This is a genomic window from Mesorhizobium sp. M4A.F.Ca.ET.022.05.2.1, assembly GCF_003998845.1.
Taxonomy (GTDB): Bacteria; Pseudomonadota; Alphaproteobacteria; order Rhizobiales; family Rhizobiaceae; genus Mesorhizobium.
This window is the reverse complement of sequence record NZ_RZOJ01000022.1, coordinates 15,158-33,302: the sequence shown is the minus strand read 5'-3', so window position 1 is coordinate 33,302 and position 18,145 is coordinate 15,158. Positions and strand designations below refer to the sequence as shown.

Sequence of the window (18,145 nt, the reverse complement as noted above, 5' to 3'; positions counted from 1 at the left end):
GCATGGACGACACCATGCTCTACGGCTCCTGCTTCGACGCCAATGGCGGCCTGTTCGAGACGCTGCTCGGCGAGGAGGACGCCATCATCTCCGACGCGCTGAACCATGCCTCGATCATCGACGGCGTCAGGCTGTCGAAGGCAAAGCGCTTCCGCTACGCCAACAACGACATGGCAGATCTCGAAGCGCGGCTGAAGGAAGCGAAGGATTGCCGCTTCCGGCTGATCGCCACCGACGGCGTGTTCTCGATGGACGGCATCATCGCCAACCTCAAGGGCGTCTGCGATCTCGCCGAGAAATACGACGCCATGGTCATGGTCGACGACAGCCACGCCGTCGGCTTCGTCGGCAGGAACGGCCGTGGCTCGGCCGAGCATTGTGGCGTGGAGGGCAGGGTGGATATCATCACCGGCACGCTCGGCAAGGCGCTGGGCGGCGCTTCCGGCGGCTACACCTCAGGCAAAACCCAGGTGGTCGACTGGCTGCGCCAGCGCTCGCGGCCCTACCTGTTCTCCAACACGCTGATGCCGGCGATCGCCGGCGCCTCGATCAAGGTGTTCGACATGATCCGCAATGGCGGCGCCTTGCGCGAGCGCCTCTATGCCAATGCGGAACGCTTCCGGTCTCAGATGGGCAAGCTGGGCTTCACGCTGGCTGGTGCCGATCATCCGATCATCCCGGTGATGCTGGGCGATGCCGCGCTCGCGCAGGAGATGGCATCGCGCATGCTGAAGCGCGGCATCTATGTCATCGGCTTTTCCTTCCCGGTGGTGCCGAAGGGCCAGTCACGCATCCGCACCCAGATGTCGGCGGCGCATTCCAGCGCCGATATCGACAGGGCAGTTGAGGCATTTGGCGCCGTGGGACGCGAACTCGGCGTGATTTCCTGAGCGCCGAAAACGATTCCGGATCAAAAGAATCAAGGAACAAAAGAATGTCCAACATGATGAAGGCGCTGGTGAAGGCCAAGGCCGAACCGGGCATCTGGATGGAAGAGGTGCCGGTGCCGGAGATCGGCCCCAACGACGTGCTGATCAAGGTCAGGAAAAGCGCGATCTGCGGCACCGACGTTCACATCTACAACTGGGACCAGTGGGCACAGAAGACGGTGCCGGTGCCGATGGTGACCGGCCATGAATTCGTCGGCACCGTCGCCGATTTCGGCGCCGCGGTCACCGAGTACAAGCTCGGCCAGCGCGTGTCCGGCGAGGGCCACATCGTCTGCGGCCATTGCCGCAACTGCCGCGCGGGCAGGGGGCATCTCTGCCGCAACACGCTCGGCGTTGGCGTCAACCGGCCCGGCGCCTTCGGCGAATACGTGGCGATCCCGCAGCACAATGTCGTGCCGATCCCCGACGACGTGCCCGACGAGATCGCGGCGATCTTCGATCCCTTGGGCAATGCCGTCCACACCGCATTGTCCTTCGATCTGGTCGGCGAGGACGTGCTGGTCACCGGCGCCGGGCCGATCGGCATCATGGGCGCGCTGGTGGCGCAATGCGTCGGCGCGCGAAAGGTGGTCATCACCGACATCAATCCGGTCCGGCTGGACCTGGCGCGCAAGCTCGGCGTCCAGCACGTCGTCGACGCCTCGAAGGAAAAGCTGCGCGACGTCATGCCGAAGCTCGGCATGACCGAGGGCTTTGACGTCGGCCTGGAGATGTCCGGCGCCGCCCCCGCCTTCCGCGACATGATCGACACCATGAACAATGGCGGCAAGATCGCCATCCTCGGCATCGCGCCGACCGGCTTCGAGATCGATTGGAACAAGGTCATCTTCAAGATGCTGCATCTCAAGGGCATCTACGGCCGCGAGATGTTCGAGACCTGGTACAAGATGATCGCCCTGGTGCAGGGGCCGCTAGACGTCTCGGGCCTGATCACCCACCGCATCGGCATCGACGATTTTCAGGTCGGGTTCGATGCGATGCGGAGCGGCAATTCGGGTAAGGTTGTGATGGACTGGTAGGGGCAGCGCTTGATATCAAGAGGCCAGGGCTCGCCATCGGTGGGCTGAATGTCCTGGAGAGCAGAGCGATTTACCCCTGCTGGGTGCGAAGATGACGCTGCTCAGGTTGTCGAAGCCAAAACTTGACCCAGCCCGCGCTGACAGCCGGGTGTCTCGTTGAGGGACTGCGGCGCGGACAGGGCACGCAGGAAATGAAACCTTAAATAGTCGTCGTTGTGAGGCTTGAAGTCTTGAGCTCGTACGGAGGCTCGGAGCACAACTCGCCGCAAGGATTCGACCTCCCGCCCGCGTGGCTTGGCGCCATCGTGCGACTTTGGGGTACCTTTCATCTCCGACTCTCAGCGACCTTGCGCACCGCTGCGATTGCCTCGGCAACGGCGACACGATCGACGTCGAGATGGGTGACCCAGCGCATTCGTCCACCCGGCCAGAAACTCGCCGCGATGCCGAGTTCACGCAGCGCCTGTGATAGCCGGGTCGCCAACTCGGGCGCGAGATCGACAAACACCACGTTGGACTGCGGCGGTGTCACCGTCAGTTCTTCAATTCCCATGAAGCCGTCCGCGAGCGCCCGGGCGTTGGCGTGGTCCTCGATCAGACGGTCAACATGATGGTCGAGCGCGTACAGCCCCGCAGCTGCTATTATTCCGGCCTGTCGCATGCCGCCGCCGAGCATCTTGCGCAACCGGCGCGCACGGGCGATCAATGGGGCATCGCCGACCAGCACTGATCCGAGCGGCGCCCCGAGCCCCTTTGAAAGGCACAACGACACGCTATCGAAGCCCTCTGCCAAGTATCCGACATCAACGCCGAGCGCCGCAGCCGCGTTGAACAGCCGCGCACCGTCAAGATGGGTGGCGAGCTTCCGCTCCCGCGCAAATTCGACGACCTCGGCCAGATGTTCTCGCGGCAAAACCCGCCCGGCGAACGTGTTCTCAATGGTGACCAGACGCGTGACTGCAAAATGCGGATCGTCGTCCTTAACCGCGGCGTGTAGATCCTCGATGGGGATCGTGCCGTCGGCCCGGACCGGCAAAGGCTGAGGCTGGACCGAGCCCAGCACGGCAGCGCCCCCGGCTTCCCACAGATAGGTATGCGCTCCGCTCGCGCAGAGATACTCCTCGCCGCGCTGGCAATGACTCATGATCGCAGCGAGATTGGCCATGGTGCCGGTCGGCAGCAGGAGTCCCGCATCTTTGCCGAACATCGCGGCAACACGCGCCTCGAGCGCCTGGACTGTGAAATCATCGCCCAACACATCGTCGCCCACGTCGGCGGCCGCCATCGCCGCACGCATTTGCGCGGTGGGGCGGGTGACCGTATCAGAGCGGAAATCGAGGCGGATAGCATTGGATTGCATGATTGAGAACCTGTCGGAGTGAATTACTGTGCCACCGAATTTCGGTGCCAGTTTACTAGTTCGCGCACGCTCCTCAAACCTGGCCGCGTTCAGCAATCCTTCGCGCATCGGCTGCCGTGCCGGTGTTCGGCGTGGTGCCCGGCTCGAGCAGCATCACATCGCAGGTGTCGTCCAGGGCGACTGGGCAATGCTCGACGCCATGCGGCACGATGATGAATTCGCCCGCCTCGACAATCTCGTCACGGTCACGAAACTTCATGAGAAGACGCCCCTTGTGCACGAAGAAGAGCTCGTCCTCCTTCTTGTGGAAACGCCAGGAAAGTTCGCCCTCGAATTTGGCGAGCTTGATCTGCATACCGTTGACCTGGCCCGCGATCTTCGGCGTCCAGGTGTCGGAGAAGCGCTGGAACGCGTTCGTCAGGTTTCTCTTGTGGAATGGTGAAATATGATTGTTGAGCGCGGCGACGTCGCGAATGATCGCGGCGAGCTGACCCGGCACGCCGTCCTCCTGCGCCGGATATTTGCCATCGAGCGCGGCGGTGCCGATCGTGAAGCCGGCAGCGCCAACCGCCTTCACCACGGCGATCTGCTCGGGCGTGTCGATGGAGCCGGCGATGTAGACGGGCTTGGACACGGCGGCGCAGACCGCCCTCATAAGAGCTGGAACGTCTTCCTTGGACCGGTAAGCCAGCAGGTCAAGGCCATGCACGCCCTCCCGCCCCGCAAGCGCCTTGGCACTTTCGACGATCTCCTCGATGCTCCCCTCCAGAACGCTGGGATGGCCCATGATACGGCCCGGGAAGGGGCAATACTGGATGTCTGTGCCGGCGATCACCGGCAGGACGTCATCGACGCGCGTACCGCCCAGCAACACATCCACGCCAATCTCGGTCGCGGCGCGTGCCGAAACGATCTCGCTGTCCCGGTCGAGTGACACAACCTCGAGATAGGAGGTCGCGCCGCCCGCCTTGATGGCGGCGTTGAGGGCCGTCAGCTGGTCGGTCGGCAGACCGATATCTTTGAAGCCGATATGGCGTACGCCGAGCTTCAAAGCGGTCTGAAGTTGTTTCGACGCGTCCTCGACGGTGCGGTCGTTGCGCGTGAGCATGAAGATGAAGCGGAGGCCCATCAGATTAGCCTTTCATGTTCTTTGGTCTCGGTTTGCGCAGCCACAAGCCGCCGTGCATAAGCGATCGCGGTTTCCAGACTCGTGGGATCGGCTATGCCTTGACCTGCGATATCGAACGCCGTTCCGTGGTCGGGGCTAGTGCGGACGAACGGCAGTCCCAGCGTGATGTTGACGCCCTTTTCGAGGCCAAGATATTTCACCGGGATCAGCCCCTGATCGTGATATTGGGCTACGACCACATCGAAGCGACCCTTGCGGGCCTGCATGTATACCGTGTCGCCGGGCCAGGGTCCGCTGGCATCAATGCCCTCGGCGCGCGCCGCCTCAATCGCAGGCGCTATGATCCGGATTTCTTCGTCACCGAAGAGACCACCTTCACCGGCGTGTGGATTGAGCCCTGCGACTGCAACTCGCGGTGCCGCGATCCCGAGGGCCTTGCCGCCGTCATGCGCCAACCGGATCGCAGACATCTGCGCGTCGAAATCGGCCTGGTCGATGGCCTTGCGAAGGGATGTGTGGATGGTGACCAGGACCGTGCGGATATCGTCATTGGCCAGCATCATGGCGACTCGCTTTGCGCCGCCATACTCCGCCAGAATCTCGGTGTGTCCTGGATAGCGAATGCCCGCGCATCCCATCGCTTCCTTGTTGATAGGCGCGGTAACGATACCGCTCACGCTGCCGGCCTTGGCGGCCGTTATGGCGGATGTGATTGCGTCGAAGGAAGCTTGGCCGGAAGTAGCGTTGACGATCCCAAGTGGCGGTAGCGCCAAGATTTGGGTCGCTTCGACGATCTCGATGGACCGCGGCACGAAGCGCCCCTCTTCAGGTCCGGCAATACGCCTAACCGTTAGGTCGAGACCAAGGCGATGGACGACTTCCTCCATAACCAGGTAGCTGCCGAAAACGACCGCGCGTTCACTGCCGTTGGCCAATGTCTTCGACACGATCTCCGGGCCGATGCCGGAGGCGTCGCCCATCGTGATGGCAAGGGGAGCGGCTTGCGTCATGACAATGCCTGTCCTGGTTCTAACGCATTCTGGCGCAGTTGGGCGATTGCGCGGCGCAGCGTGTCGTCGTCACCGAAGCCGCCTGCCTTCATGCCGATAAGAAGCTCGCGCCCATCCCTGAGGAAGGCGCGGCCCAGCGGAAAGCCTGGCTCGAGCTCCCGCAGGACCTCGAAGCCCCGGATCTCCAGGAGGTCGAGAATCGCTTCCATGGTATCCCCGCCGGTGGCGATCACGACATCGAAGCGCTTGTCGAGCAGTCGTCCAGCCGCATCCCGAGCGATGTCGTGTAAGACGGACATGGGATCATCCGCGCGCTGGGCCGGAGCCCGAAGCAAGGTAACCAGAGCGTCCGCCGCGATCTGATCGGCCTGACGATGGCTGAGGGGGTTGGCGCTGCCGATCGCGACGAGAATGTCGCCACAGGCCGCCACGGTCGCATTCGATGCAGCCGCAACCGGCCCAAGGCGCTTCGCCAGGGCCGACGCCATGCCCGGGGAACCCACCCAAAGGATCGCTTCCGGATCCGGCAGGGCGGCAATCTGTGTGTCGAGATCATCCTGCGTCGTGGCATCGAGAATGACGGCGTTGCTGACGGAGGCCGGAACAAAGTCGACCAGCCGTGACTGCCGCGCCGGATGAACGGGGTCGCGACCATAGGCGGTCTCCGCTACCGGCACGCCATCAACGAGCTGAACGCCGCCCAGGGTCGTGCGACCTGCCGCAGGGAACGCCGGAGCAAAGACGAGCATCTTGCGGCCGCTTGCCTTGAAAGCGGCCTCCAGTTCAGCCGCCACATGGCCCCGCAGAGTGGAGTCCACGGTCTTGTAGAGGACATCGCGCGACGCGAGCTGCACGGCAAGCTCCGCCGCGAGTTCCGCAGCCTGCGAGGCGGTAGCAGATCGCGATCCGCTGTCGACGGCGACGATCGTTGCCTCCTCCGCCGGCAGGCAGGCTCGGCCGACTACAGCTTGCAAACCTCGCTCGACGAACGGTCCGGCGCCATCCGCGGCGCTGGTCAGGTCGTCGGCGAGGATACCGATCGTATATTGGCTATTGGTTCGCATGGATCAATCATGCCGATCCTACGCCTCTTGAAAAGCGATAGTTTCTATGTCTAATCGGTGATAGAAACTCACCGATGAAGCGGTCCGAAATACCCTCACTGGATGATCTGCGAGCGTTCGAGAAGACGGCTCGTCTCGGCTCCGTCCGGCTGGCCGCAGACAGTCTCGCCTTGACCCATGGCGCCGTCAGCCGTCGGATTACCAAGCTGTCCGAAGACCTTGGATTCAAACTTTTTGAGAAAAGTGGCCGGGGTTTGCGCCTCACGGCGGCCGGGGAGACGCTCAACCTTACCCTTGGCCGCTTCTTCACGGAATTGGCGACAACCGTCGAAGGCTTGCGGGCTGCCAACGTTCAGCAAAACGCCCTGGTTCTCTCATGCGAGCCCTCGGTCGCGATGCGTTGGCTCATTCCGCGACTGCCAAACTTCCACAGTGCGCATCCCGAGATCGCCTTACATCTGTCAGTGGGTGGCGGTCCCGTCGAGTTCCGTCGCGACCGGATAGATCTCGCCATTCGCCGGCTCGACTTCGGGCTACCCGACGCCTGGCATGTCCAGCGCCTCTTTCCTGAGAGGGTGGGGCCAGTCATGAGCCCTCAGCTCGTGCCGGCGTTTGCATCGGGGGAATATGTCGCTTTGGGTTCAAAGACCCGGCCGGACGCTTGGTCGCATTGGTTATCCATCCACTCCTCGGTGCCGCGCCCCACGGAAATCCGCTTCTACGACCATCACTTCCTGATCGTTGAAGCCGCAGCCGCGGGGTTGGGAGTTGCGCTCAGTCCCATGGTCCTTGCAACCGACGACATAGATAGAGAGCGGCTCATCGCGCCGGCCGGTTTCGATCCCGACGGAAGCCACTATGGGCTCATATGGATAGGAGAAACCGACCTGTCAGGGAAAGTTCACGATCTTGCTCGATGGCTGAAAGCACAATGCAAGATGTCGTTTGGCTGAGCACATATGAAGTAGATTTCGTCAAGCTCCAGTCAAGATCATCGGCGGAGCTTTTCTCGGATCAGCACATCTGCCATGTAGAGGTCCTGCAGGGAGATACCGGAACTGTCGAAGACTGTGATTTCGTCTTCGAAGCGGCGTCCGGGCGCACGCTTTTCAATGACGTCGCCGATTGGTGTTACGGCAAGCAGGCCGGCGTCGATCGCGTCGCGGAGGTGTTGGAACTCGCCGATCTGGACGGACTGCGAAAGCAAGTCGCAGAACAGGCTTGCCTTCGACAACAGGTCGCTTGGCAATTCATGCTTGCCCGCCGCGTCCGAGCCCATGCTAACAACATGTGTTCCGGGCTTCACCCAAGCGGCGTCGAACAGCGGTTCGCGTGAGGGCGTCGCCGTCACCACGATGTCGGCCGCGCGCACCGCCTCTTCGTCCGACATGGCGTGCGCCTCCAGGCCCCGTTCGCCGATCTGGTTGACAAAGGCATCGCGTTGCGGCGAAGGCCGGGCCACGACCAGAACAGTTTCGATTGGACGGATGCGCGCCAGGGCCGTCACTTCGAAGCTCGCCTGGTTGCCGGCGCCGAATATCGCTAGAACCTTGGCTTGCCTCCTCGCGAGAAGGTCGGCCGCAACTGCGTCGGCAGCCGCCGTCCTGTAGGCGTTGACCTTTCCCGCCTCGATCACTGCGCCGAGCCGGCCTGTCTGCTGATCGAGCAGCACGATGGTGGAGTTGTGGCGGGGAAGGCCTCGTGCCGGGTTGCCCGACCAGAAGGAGCCGATCTTCACTCCAGTCAGGCCGCCTGACGAGCCGGACTTGACCGAGAAGGTATTGGACGCCTCCCGCGCGCGCCCGAGAACAGCGGGAAAGACCCTGCCTTGCGGCGATGCTGCCGCCACAAGGGCGGCCCGTGCCGCTTCGAAAGCAAGGTCATGCGTAACGAGGGCGGCCGACTCCTCTTCGCTGATATAGATCATCCAAATGCCTCGTGAGCTTTGTCGCTGCAGCCATGGCGGACGGCCCAAGGCGGCAGATAATTTCTCGGTCGACATGCGCCCTCTGGCATGCCGAAGGGCGGCCTAGAACGAATGATTCCGCCGATTTGAGAGGGCGAAACAGCAAGGAAATCCGCCCGTCCGTGGCGACTCTAAGTCCAAATTCAATCGACCTACGACGAAAAGACCGCATTTCCCTATGACCCTCGAATACGCCAGAAAAACCCTTAGCGCCCCACTCGATCTGACGAAATTCGAAGCCCGGCATGTGCCGGGCGCGCTTAAACTGTCGCAGGAGATGGGCTGGCCCTATCGCTCCGAGGATTGGGAGTTTGCCGCTACTGTCGGCCAGGGGCTGGTCCTTATGCGGAACGGCGGGGTGATCGGTACGGCCATGTGCTGGAACTATGGAGAGGCCTACGCCAGTGCCGGCATGATCATCGTCACTGCATCCGCGCAAGGCGGCGGCTTTGGCTCGCGGCTCTTTGATGGCCTGCTTGAAGTGACAGGCGGACGGAACGTGTTGCTCAATTCGACGGAGGAGGGGCTTACGCTCTACAAGCGGCGCGGCTTTACCGCCTGGGGCACCGTGTTCCAGCACCAAGGCCCATTGGGTGTCGCGCTGGTTCCGCACGACCGCGGCGACATCCGCCTGGCGACTGTCTCCGACCTCGTGGCGATCCAAGCTTTCGACGAACGGGCATCTGGCATGCCCCGTCAGGCGATGGTGGCTGCGCTTGCCGATGTCGGCGACGTGGCGGTGATCGACCTCGGCGGGCGGGTTGCGGGCTACGCCATCGCCAGGAGCTTCGGGCGCGGCTACGTCATCGGCCCTGTTGCAGCCGAAAGCGTCCACGACGCGCAGCGCCTGATCCTGGCCCAGCTTTCGGGGCTCAAAGGGCAGTTCGTGCGCATCGACATCCATGCCGAACACGGATTGGGAGATTGGCTGGAAAGCTTGGGGCTCAAGCAAGTCGGTCAAGCGACCGCCATGATCAAGGGGCTGCGACCCGTCTCCGTAGGGCCGGCCCGCATTTACGCGCTAGCGAACCAGTCGTTCGGTTAAGCTAATGAGGACCCGGAGCGATGGAGACGAATCTAGGTATGCGTGAAGGAGGCAAAACGATCCATGCCCTCGTTACCCCGTCGTTGCTTCTGGATCGAGCACGGCTGGAGCGCAACATTTTGCGTCTCGCCCAGCGCTCCAGAAAGCTCGGGGTGGTGCTGCGCCCTCATATGAAGACGGCCAAGAGCATCGATGTCGCCCGACAGGTGTTCCCCAACGAACCCGGCCCGATCACAGTCTCGACCATCGCCGAGGCGGAATATTTTGCAGGACACGGCTTTCGCGACATGACCTATGCGGTCGGCCTGTCACCGGCTTCGGCGACCCGCGCTATGGAGCTTTGTCGCCGCACGGGCATCGATTTGAAGCTGCTCCTCGATACCGTAGGCCAGGCCGATAGCTTGGCCAGCGTGCGCGCACTCACCGGGGTGACACCGTCCGTCTTCATCGAGTTGGACTGCGACGACCATCGCGGTGGATTGAAGCCAGACGATCCAAAGCTGGTCGAAGTGGCCGACAGGGTCGTCGCGGCGGGCGCCAAGGTCGCCGGCGTCTTGGCCCATGCGGGCGAGTCGTACGGTTTGAACACTCCCGATGCGCTGGTGAAGGCAGCCGAGAACGAACGTTTGGCCACCGTGCGCGCCGCCGAAGTCCTGCGTGCCCACGGTCATGCTTGCCCGATCGTCAGCCTCGGCTCGACGCCAACAGCACACTTCGCCGAAAATCTGGAAGGCGTCACCGAGGTGCGCGCCGGGGTCTACATGTTCTTCGACCTCGTCCAGCACGGGGTGGGGGTCTGTGCCATCGACGATATCTCGATCTCGGTGTTGGCCACCGTAATCGGGGCCAAGCCTGAAAAAGGCTGGGTGCTAGTCGATGCCGGGTGGATGGCGCTTTCGCGCGACCGTGGAACCGCTAACCAGCGGCTCGACCAGGGTTATGGTGTAGTTTGCGACGAGACGGGGCGGATTTTCGAGGACGTTATCGTGTGCCAAGCCAGCCAAGAGCACGGCATCCTCGCGATCCGCAGCGGGTCCGGCAAGAGCATGCCCGAGCTCCCCATCGGGACTCGGATCCGCATCCTGCCCAACCATGCCTGCGCTATGGCCGCGCAGCATGACTTCTACAGCGTCGTTAACGGAGAGAGTCCCGAGATTGAAGCGCGCTGGGAGCGGATTCGCGGCTGGTAGGAGCTCCGATCTCCACGCTTCGCATGGCGCCCATGGAAACTGTCGTCTGGTGATGCAAATGAAACCTAGCTCCTACGGGCTGGACACGTCTCAGCCGTTCGATCAAGGCTCGTCCAAACTCCTTGAAGACCGCTATTTCTGGCGTCCCTGGTTCCGACCGATCCTCGGTGCCTATTACCCGATGAAGGACCTAGTCACATGACTGCACCCCTCGAGCACCTTTCCCGCAAAGGCCGCGTGGATAGGTTCTTCATTGGCGGCGAATGGCGCGAGCCGAGTGGCACCGCTACGAGTGACGTGATCAATCCGGCCACGGAAAAGGTCATGACCAGGTTTCCGCTCGGAAACGGGGAGGACGTGGACGCGGCCGTTTCCGCCGCCCGCCTAGCATTTGCCACCTGGAGCCGGACAAAGCCGGAATACCGCGCGAGCTTGCTCGATCGCCTGCATGCGCTGCTCGAAGCCCGCACCGAACTGCTTGCGCAATGCCTCACCCTGGAAATGGGCGCGGCGATCGGGTATGCGCGCACAGCGCAGGTACCGCTGGCCATTGCCCATGTGAAGACCGCCCGCGATGTCCTGACATCGTTCACCTTCGTCGAGCAGCGCGGCCACACGGCCGTCACCCACGAACCGGTCGGTGTCTGCGGGCTGATTACGCCGTGGAACTGGCCGCTCTACCAGATCACCGCCAAGGTCGCGCCGGCACTCGCCGCGGGCTGCACACTCGTGCTGAAGCCAAGCGAACTCTCTCCGTTGAGCGCCCTTCTGTTCGCGGAGGCGATCGAGGAAGCCGGCTTCCCGGCGGGTGTCTTCAATCTCGTCAATGGGGACGGCCTCTGCGTCGGGGCGGCTCTTGCGTCCCATGCCAATGTCGACATGATCTCGATTACCGGCTCTACCCGTGCAGGCATCGCGGTGGCCCAGGCGGCAGCGCCGACTGTGAAGCGTGTCGCGCAGGAGCTCGGTGGTAAGTCGCCGAACGTGATCCTGCCGGATGCTGATCTCGATCGCGCCATTTCTCTGGGCACAGCCGCCGCCTTCCGCAATCTCGGCCAGTCATGCAGCGCGCCAACGCGCATGATCGTGCCGCGCGCGCAGCTTGCCGAGATCGAGTCGATCGCCGAGCGCGCCGCGGACGAGATCGTCGTCGGCGATCCTCTGGCGGAGACCACCACCCATGGCGCGATCGCCAACCGAGCCCAGTTCGACAGAATCCAGACCATGATCGGCGTCGGCATTTCCGAAGGCGCGAAGCTCGTCACTGGTGGACAGGGTCGTCCAGGCGGCATGAATGCCGGGCTCTACGTCAAGCCGACGATTTTTTCCGAGGTGCGCACGGGCATGCGCATTGCCCAGGAGGAAATCTTCGGTCCGGTCCTCTGCATCATCCCATACGAAACAGTGGAGGAGGCCGTCACTATCGCCAACGACACCGTCTATGGCCTCGGGGCGCATGTGCAGGGCGGAGATATGGACCGCGCCAAGGACGTCGCGTCGCGGATCCGCGCCGGTCAGGTGCATCTCAACTACCCGGCCTGGGATCCCCACGCACCGTTTGGCGGCTTCAAGCAATCCGGAAACGGACGCGAGTACGGCCTCGAGGGCATGTTGGACTATCTCGAGGTCAAATCTATTCTCGGCTATTTCTAAGCATCATATTCGCCGCGCCCGGAGGGCGTTGGTGGTTCCCATGTTTGGTTTCCATAGCTCGACCGCTTACCGCAAGACATCTCGTGCCGGCCGTTTCCAGCGACCGAGCCGCCGGCCGGCTGCGTCTTGATCTTGAACAGCTCCGATAGGGCATTCAGTATTGGATACTTGTTCTGTCCGCGCAGTGTAGCAGGCGACCAGCGATCGCGCGGATGGAGCAGACGCGCTGGTCAATCACGAAATCTGGCGATCGACGTCGGACGTGGGGCGGATAACCTCGTCGAAGAAGAGGAGATCCGCCGTGGTACTACTTACTCGTTCGCTCGCCGGGGATGATACAGGAGTTGCATGGTGAATTTGATGCAGTCGAACTCCACCTCTTCATAGCGTTTGCCGAGCATGGCCCGTCAGTTGATCCTGTCGGCGGAAGGACGGGTTGAGGATTTCCTCGCCCATTGCTTGAGATGAATTGCATAAACTGGCGCACCATAGCTCTTGCGGTTCCTCACCGTGGTCATGACACCTCGACGACCGGCTAGACGCCGACCGAACCGAGTACGACCCTGATCTATTCGGCTCGGCTCTGCACACAGTGCGAGCGCTACAGGTCGGTTTCGGCTCGGGAGGGCGAACGAAACAAGTGCTTCCGAAGGTCGTGCTGGGTTTGCGGTAGATCGGAGGGCCCTCTGCTGAATGACCATCCATTCCGGCACATTCTGCCCAACGCCTGTGACTATCCTTTTACCTATAGGCAGATTACAGGGATCAGGAACATGGCTCGCTTCCGGCCGAAATACGTCACTTTCGATTGCCACGGCACGCTGATCAATTTCCAGATGGCGGAAGCCGCTCGGGACCTGCTCGGTCATCTTCTGGATGGGCCGCACATGGATAAATTCATCAGGAATTTCCAAGGCTACCGCCTCGATGAGGTGATGCAGGACTGGAAGCCCTACGCGGATATTGTCCACAACGCGCTCGAACGCGCCTGCCGGCGCAACAATGTCCCGTTCCGCGCCGAAGACGCCGAAACGATCTACAATCGTATCCCGACGTGGGGGCCGCATCCCGACGTGCCCGCGGGATTGGCCAGACTGGCCAAGGAAATTCCGCTGGTCACCCTGACCAACTCGATGGTGGCGCAGATTCCGTCGAACGTGGCAAAGCTCGGTGCGCCCTTTCATGCCGTCTTGACCGCCGAAGAGGCGGGCGCCTACAAGCCGCACTTCAAGGCGTTCGAATACATGTTCGATATGCTCGGATGCGGCCCGGAGGACATTACGCACGTTTCCTCGTCGTTCCGCCATGACCTGATGTCCGCCTATGATCTGGGCATCAAGAGCAAGGTCTGGGTGAACCGCGGCCATGAGCCAGCCAACCCCTATTACGAGTACACCGAAATCCGCGATGTGACGCAGCTACCAGGCGTGTTCGGGATCTGACGGCGAAGATGGGCGGCGGCCTTTCACATCCGGTTTCGCGCCGCTGTCAGCGGAGCTGCCGCAACCGCCGCAAGAAATGAAAGCGCGGGCCTCATGGCATGAGCGCTCCCCCCCTCTGGCAGAATGAAGAACACCATTTCCAACAGGTAGGATCATTCGAATTGGGTGCTTGTAGGGATCTGGTCCCCGATAAAAAAGCAGCACGGCACGATATCTCCCTGGCTGCGGGACGCGACCACATGCCTTGCGCGGCAGCCTCAACTGAGGCCTATTTTCGCGCAGCCGCCGCCATCCTGACGGGGCGGCCGGATCCCGCCGAACCGGACATATCGGCGGCACTACTGAAGCGCCATTATGGGTTGGCGGGATCGATCGCGACATTGTCTTCCGAGCTCGAGCGCACCGTCGAGGTCAACCTCGCGGACGGCCGCCGACTGATCCTGAAGACCTCGACAAGGCCGGAGGCGATTGACAGTTTCCGTTTCCAAACCGCCGCCATGGCGGCCTTGCAAGGGGCCGCGGGTTTCGTTGCACCCGAAGTGCTCCGAACGGGCAGCGGCGCGTTGATCTTTGATGACGAGGGGGTATACGGGTACTTGCAGAGCCGGCTTGAGGGCGTTCCGCTGCACCGGGAGACGGCTACCCCAGACCTGCTTTTTCGAACTGGCAGCGCTCTGGCGCGGCTGAACCTGGCGCTAGCGCAAGTCGACGTACCCGCGGCCCATCGCCCCGTTCTTTGGCATATCGGGTGCTGGTCGCGGTTGATGGAACTGGAGCAATACCTGCCATCCGGAAGGATTGCCGACAGCGTTCGTGCCGCGATGGCTGAGTATGTGGAGCTCATCGAGCCACAAATCGCGAATGTAATGTGGCAGGTTACGCACAACGATCCCAGCCCGTTCAATATGCTGGTGACTGACCAGGGAGTGGGTTTTATCGATTTTGGCGATGGCTGCTGGAGCCCCAGGATTCAGGATCTGGCGATCGCAGCAAGTCACGTCGTATCGGATCCGGCCCTCCCTTTGGGTGGGGCAGAACCTTTGATTGCCGGCTATGCCTTTGTGATCCCGCTTTCGACGCTAGAAGCAAGACTGCTCGTCGGTCTGATGCGGGCGCGACATAGCGCGTTGATCCTGGTGAATTACTGGCGCTCCCACCTTTTTCCTGCCGATGCCCAGTACATCAAAAAGAACGTCGCGCGTGCCGAGCGCGGCCTTTCCATCCTGACGCCTCTCGATGTCGCATCGGGCGAGGCGGCAGTCCGGGCGGCAATGTCGTGGGCGCGGTCCCGGTAACGTGAATCGACCAGGTTACTCCTCAGATAGGCAGCCTCACATGTCCACAGATCTCATGCCTAATCGCTACAGACCCGGGGAATCCGACCTTCCCAGGCGCGAGGCCGAGTTGATTGCCCGCCGAGACGAAGTCCTGGGGGCCTCCTATCGACTCCAGTACAGCCGGCCCGTGCACTTCGTTCGCGGCCAAGGCATGTGGCTCTACGATCCTGACGGGCGGGCATATCTCGACTTCTACAATAACGTACCGTCCCTCGGCCATTGCCACTCGGAAGTGAACGCCGCAATGGCTGACCAGGCGGGCCGGATCAGCGCCAACACGCGCTACCTCGAGCCAAGACTTGTCGACTATGCCGAGCGGCTGATCGCTACCTTCCCAAACGAGATCGACCGGGTGGTTTTTACCTGCACGGGGAGTGAATCCAACGATCTGGCTCTGCGCATCGCGCGATTTGCCAGCGGCAACGAAGGCGTGATCGTATCCTCCTATGCGTATCACGGCACAAGCGCTGCGGTCGCAGCGGTGTCTCCGAACCTGGGCGACGCAGTCAAGCTCAGCCCGTTCGTGCGCATGGTACCGCTGCCCGGGCCGTCGGGCGTGCCGGAAGCCCAGGCCGCGGACTTCTTCGAGGCGCAGGTCCGTTCAGCCATTCTGGATCTGAACCGTCGTGGGATCGGCGTTGCGGCCCTGCTCGTGGACAGTATTTTTTCCAGCGACGGCGTGTGGGTCGATCCTCCCGGCTTCATCGCCAACAGCGTGGCCGCGGTGCGGGAGGCTGGTGGCCTCGTCATCGCCGACGAAGTTCAACCGGGCTTCGGGCGAACGGGCGCCCATATGTGGGGCTTCGAGCGGCACGGGATCGTTCCGGATCTCGTGACCCTAGGCAAGCCGATGGGCAATGGATTTCCGATCGGCGCTGTCGTTGGCCGCAAATCCCCGATGGAGCGGTTCGGCGCCACTGCGCGGTACTCGAACACGTTCGCCGGCAATACGGTTGGCATCGCGACCGCCGACGCCGTACTGACGATTCTGCAACGTGACCATATCCCCCAAAATGCGCTTGCCATGGGCCAGCGCCTCCGTGCGGGCGTGGAGAAGATCGCAAAGCGACATGATGGCGTTCGTGGGATTCGAAATGCCGGGCTCTTCATAGGCGTCGACATGGGTCCTGAAGGCGCTCCCGCAGCGAGCCGGCGTGCAATGGCTTTGGATGTGGTCAACGCAATGCGGGATGATGCCGTTCTTATCAGCACGACAGGGGCTAATGAGGACACACTCAAGGTGCGCCCGCCGCTGGTTTGTCAGGCCGAGCATGTCGATCTCTTCCTTGCATCCCTAGAGGGCGCGCTCGTCAAGGTCGGAAGCTAGACCGGATATCTGTCGAGCGGGTGGCCGGGCCTTGCCGCTGCCATCCCCTTCTCAGCACCCGCTGCAACGCTGATCACGCCGTCATGCACATTCGTCCCGCCTCATCCGCTGATGCACCCGCCTTAGCAGCAGGAGCGATGCCGCGACGACCGTCAAGAAGCGCACACGTAATAGCTCTACATCAAGTCGGAAAGCTGCTACCGGACGCGGCTTCTGCTGACCCACCGGCGCAATCTGAAGGCCAAGTTCCTCGACCTGGAAAACGCCGTCCGCCATTCGCTGAAGTCGTTCGGCATCCGCTTGGGCAAGGTCGGACGCGGGGCCTTCGAGCAGGCGGTTCGCCAGGCTGTGGTGGACGATCCGCTGTCGTCCGAACTGATGGACGCCATGCTGTCGGCGCGCGCCGCGCTGTGGCGACAGTACTGCCGGCTGCACGATCTCGTCGTCAAAATGGTGGCGCGCAGCGAGCTGTGCCGGCGCTTCATGGCAATCCCCGGCGTCGGCCCGGTGACAGCACTTTCGTTCATGACGGCGATCGACGATCCGTCACGCTTCCGCCGCTCGCGTGATGTCGCCGCCTACTTCGGGCTGACCTCGCGACGCTGGCAGTCGGGCACCTCGATCGACGTCCAGGGCCGCATCTCGAAGGCCGGCGACGCGGACGTGCGCCGGTCGCTCTACGAGGCGGCGTCGGGGTTGATGACGCGCTTCAAGGGCAGGGACAAGGTCAAGAGCTGGGGCCAGGCGATCGCCAAACGCTCCTGCCACCGCAAGGCCTGTGTCGCGGTGCGCGCAAGCTGGCGGCGATCATGCATGCCATGTGGAACGACGGCACGTTCTACGTCGGTGATCCAGCGGCGAGCCGAAACGATGCTGCCCAGCGCGCTCATCTCAAGGATCGGCGGCTGCTCGGAGCGCATCGATGAACGGTGAGACGGCAGTTCAAACGCATGGCGCCGGCACGCTGACGGGCGCCATCTGACACAAGGGATCCGCCCCCGGCGGATGAGGACCGATGCAGACCAGGAACGACGGAACGCACGTTATCTTGCCTGCGGCCGCGCCGTTCGAAAGACGGCCGGACCGCGCTCGATTGCCTGTGACGATGCTCCGTCAGTCCGATGGAACAAAGTGCGCCACGACGGTTCGAGCGCTGCTTTCGTGCAGCCGATTAACCCCGTCGCAGAGCGCGGAAGATTGCACGGCGCATCGGAAATCAACGCCAGAACGCGGTACCGTATCATAGAGAATAAATTCGTATATTATCGCACAAAAGCAGAGGAACGACGATGTCGAAAAGACCACCGGAAGCACAACCGATTAAGATGGCTAGATAAAAGCGCGCACATTGTGCGTCGGCCGGTCGGTTGTTTTTGGGCGATTTTCAGTTCCGCTGCGCACATTGCGGTCATTCGGCGCAATGTGCGTCGAACGCCCAAGACTTTGAATCCGTATCCTCTTTTCCACGTTGCAGGATAGCGGCATGGCCGATGAACACGACCTTCGAATTTGACCTGGGCGCATTCGTTCGAACCACGATCAGGCTGCGCGGCCGTTTATCGTACAGGCGCTTGCGGCGGCGAAGAAAGCTGGCGGATGGCATCGCTCGCTCGAGGAAAAGTGTTTTCCGGTACCGCTCCCGGTTAGGTCAGG

Annotated in this window: 15 protein-coding genes and 1 pseudogene; 10 read left to right on the top strand and 6 right to left on the bottom strand. The window is 62.3% G+C overall.

All coding sequences use genetic code 11. The annotated features are described in order from the left end of the window. Together EN745_RS04825 and tdh are read left to right on the top strand one after the other, a co-directional pair. Positions 1-890: glycine C-acetyltransferase (locus EN745_RS04825; protein ID WP_127420676.1), on the top strand; the 890-nt coding region annotated here is incomplete at its 5' end. A 44-nt stretch (positions 891-934) separates the two neighbouring features. After that, positions 935-1,969, top strand: a complete 1,035-nt coding sequence (tdh, locus tag EN745_RS04820) for an L-threonine 3-dehydrogenase (protein WP_127310564.1) — start codon at positions 935-937, stop codon at positions 1,967-1,969. Between the two features lie 325 nt (positions 1,970-2,294). Here the strand turns inward: tdh and ltaE are convergent, their stop codons facing one another. The 4 genes from ltaE to EN745_RS04795 form a co-directional block, all read right to left on the bottom strand. After that, positions 2,295-3,329: a low-specificity L-threonine aldolase gene (gene ltaE, locus EN745_RS04815; protein ID WP_127420675.1), complete on the bottom strand. Its 1,035-nt coding sequence runs from the start codon at positions 3,327-3,329 to the stop codon at positions 2,295-2,297. Positions 3,330-3,402: 73 nt separating this feature from the next. Next, on the bottom strand, positions 3,403-4,458 hold the full coding sequence (locus tag EN745_RS37585) for a cupin domain-containing protein (protein WP_189362958.1): 1,056 nt from the start codon (positions 4,456-4,458) through the stop codon (positions 3,403-3,405). Further along, positions 4,458-5,468, bottom strand: coding sequence for a 4-hydroxythreonine-4-phosphate dehydrogenase PdxA (pdxA, locus tag EN745_RS04800; protein WP_127420674.1), 1,011 nt, complete (start codon positions 5,466-5,468; stop codon positions 4,458-4,460). The genes EN745_RS37585 and pdxA overlap by 1 nt, the downstream gene beginning before the upstream one ends. Next, positions 5,465-6,532 carry a four-carbon acid sugar kinase family protein gene (locus EN745_RS04795; protein ID WP_127420673.1) on the bottom strand — a complete coding sequence of 356 codons (1,068 nt, stop codon included), beginning with the start codon at positions 6,530-6,532 and terminating at the stop codon, positions 5,465-5,467. Before EN745_RS04795 ends, pdxA begins: the two co-directional genes overlap by 4 nt. 74 nt (positions 6,533-6,606) lie before the next feature. Here EN745_RS04795 and EN745_RS04790 point away from each other — a divergent pair, with 74 nt between their 5' ends. Next, on the top strand, positions 6,607-7,485 hold the full coding sequence (locus EN745_RS04790) for a LysR family transcriptional regulator (RefSeq protein ID WP_127420672.1): 879 nt from the start codon (positions 6,607-6,609) through the stop codon (positions 7,483-7,485). Positions 7,486-7,523: 38 nt separating this feature from the next. On the opposite strand, the gene EN745_RS04785 is transcribed toward EN745_RS04790, so the two are convergent. After that, positions 7,524-8,459, bottom strand: a complete 936-nt coding sequence (locus tag EN745_RS04785) for an ornithine cyclodeaminase family protein (protein ID WP_127420671.1) — start codon at positions 8,457-8,459, stop codon at positions 7,524-7,526. A 217-nt stretch (positions 8,460-8,676) separates the two neighbouring features. Between EN745_RS04785 and EN745_RS04780 the strand changes: the two genes are divergently transcribed. The 7 genes and pseudogenes from EN745_RS04780 to EN745_RS04750 form a co-directional block, all read left to right on the top strand. Next, positions 8,677-9,543 (top strand): GNAT family N-acetyltransferase, encoded by an 867-nt coding sequence (locus tag EN745_RS04780; protein WP_127420670.1) that lies wholly within the window; start codon positions 8,677-8,679, stop codon positions 9,541-9,543. Positions 9,544-9,581: 38 nt separating this feature from the next. After that, positions 9,582-10,733, top strand: a complete 1,152-nt coding sequence (locus tag EN745_RS04775) for an alanine racemase (protein ID WP_245487640.1) — start codon at positions 9,582-9,584, stop codon at positions 10,731-10,733. Positions 10,734-10,931: 198 nt separating this feature from the next. Continuing rightward, positions 10,932-12,386: an aldehyde dehydrogenase family protein gene (locus EN745_RS04770; protein ID WP_127420668.1), complete on the top strand. Its 1,455-nt coding sequence runs from the start codon at positions 10,932-10,934 to the stop codon at positions 12,384-12,386. Between the two features lie 773 nt (positions 12,387-13,159). Then, entirely contained in the window at positions 13,160-13,828 is a 669-nt protein-coding gene (locus EN745_RS04765; RefSeq protein WP_127420667.1) for a haloacid dehalogenase type II, read from the top strand. Positions 13,829-13,926: 98 nt separating this feature from the next. Continuing rightward, positions 13,927-15,123: a phosphotransferase gene (locus EN745_RS04760; protein ID WP_245487638.1), complete on the top strand. Its 1,197-nt coding sequence runs from the start codon at positions 13,927-13,929 to the stop codon at positions 15,121-15,123. A 40-nt stretch (positions 15,124-15,163) separates the two neighbouring features. Continuing rightward, on the top strand, positions 15,164-16,492 hold the full coding sequence (locus EN745_RS04755) for an aspartate aminotransferase family protein (RefSeq protein WP_127420666.1): 1,329 nt from the start codon (positions 15,164-15,166) through the stop codon (positions 16,490-16,492). 180 nt (positions 16,493-16,672) lie between these two features. Then, a pseudogene (locus EN745_RS04750) lies at positions 16,673-17,418 on the top strand (IS110 family transposase); the annotation flags it as partial. Positions 17,419-17,900: 482 nt separating this feature from the next. Here the strand turns inward: EN745_RS04750 and EN745_RS04745 are convergent. Continuing rightward, positions 17,901-18,095, bottom strand: coding sequence for a hypothetical protein (locus tag EN745_RS04745; RefSeq protein ID WP_127420665.1), 195 nt, complete (start codon positions 18,093-18,095; stop codon positions 17,901-17,903). Between the last annotated feature and the right edge of the window lie 50 nt (positions 18,096-18,145).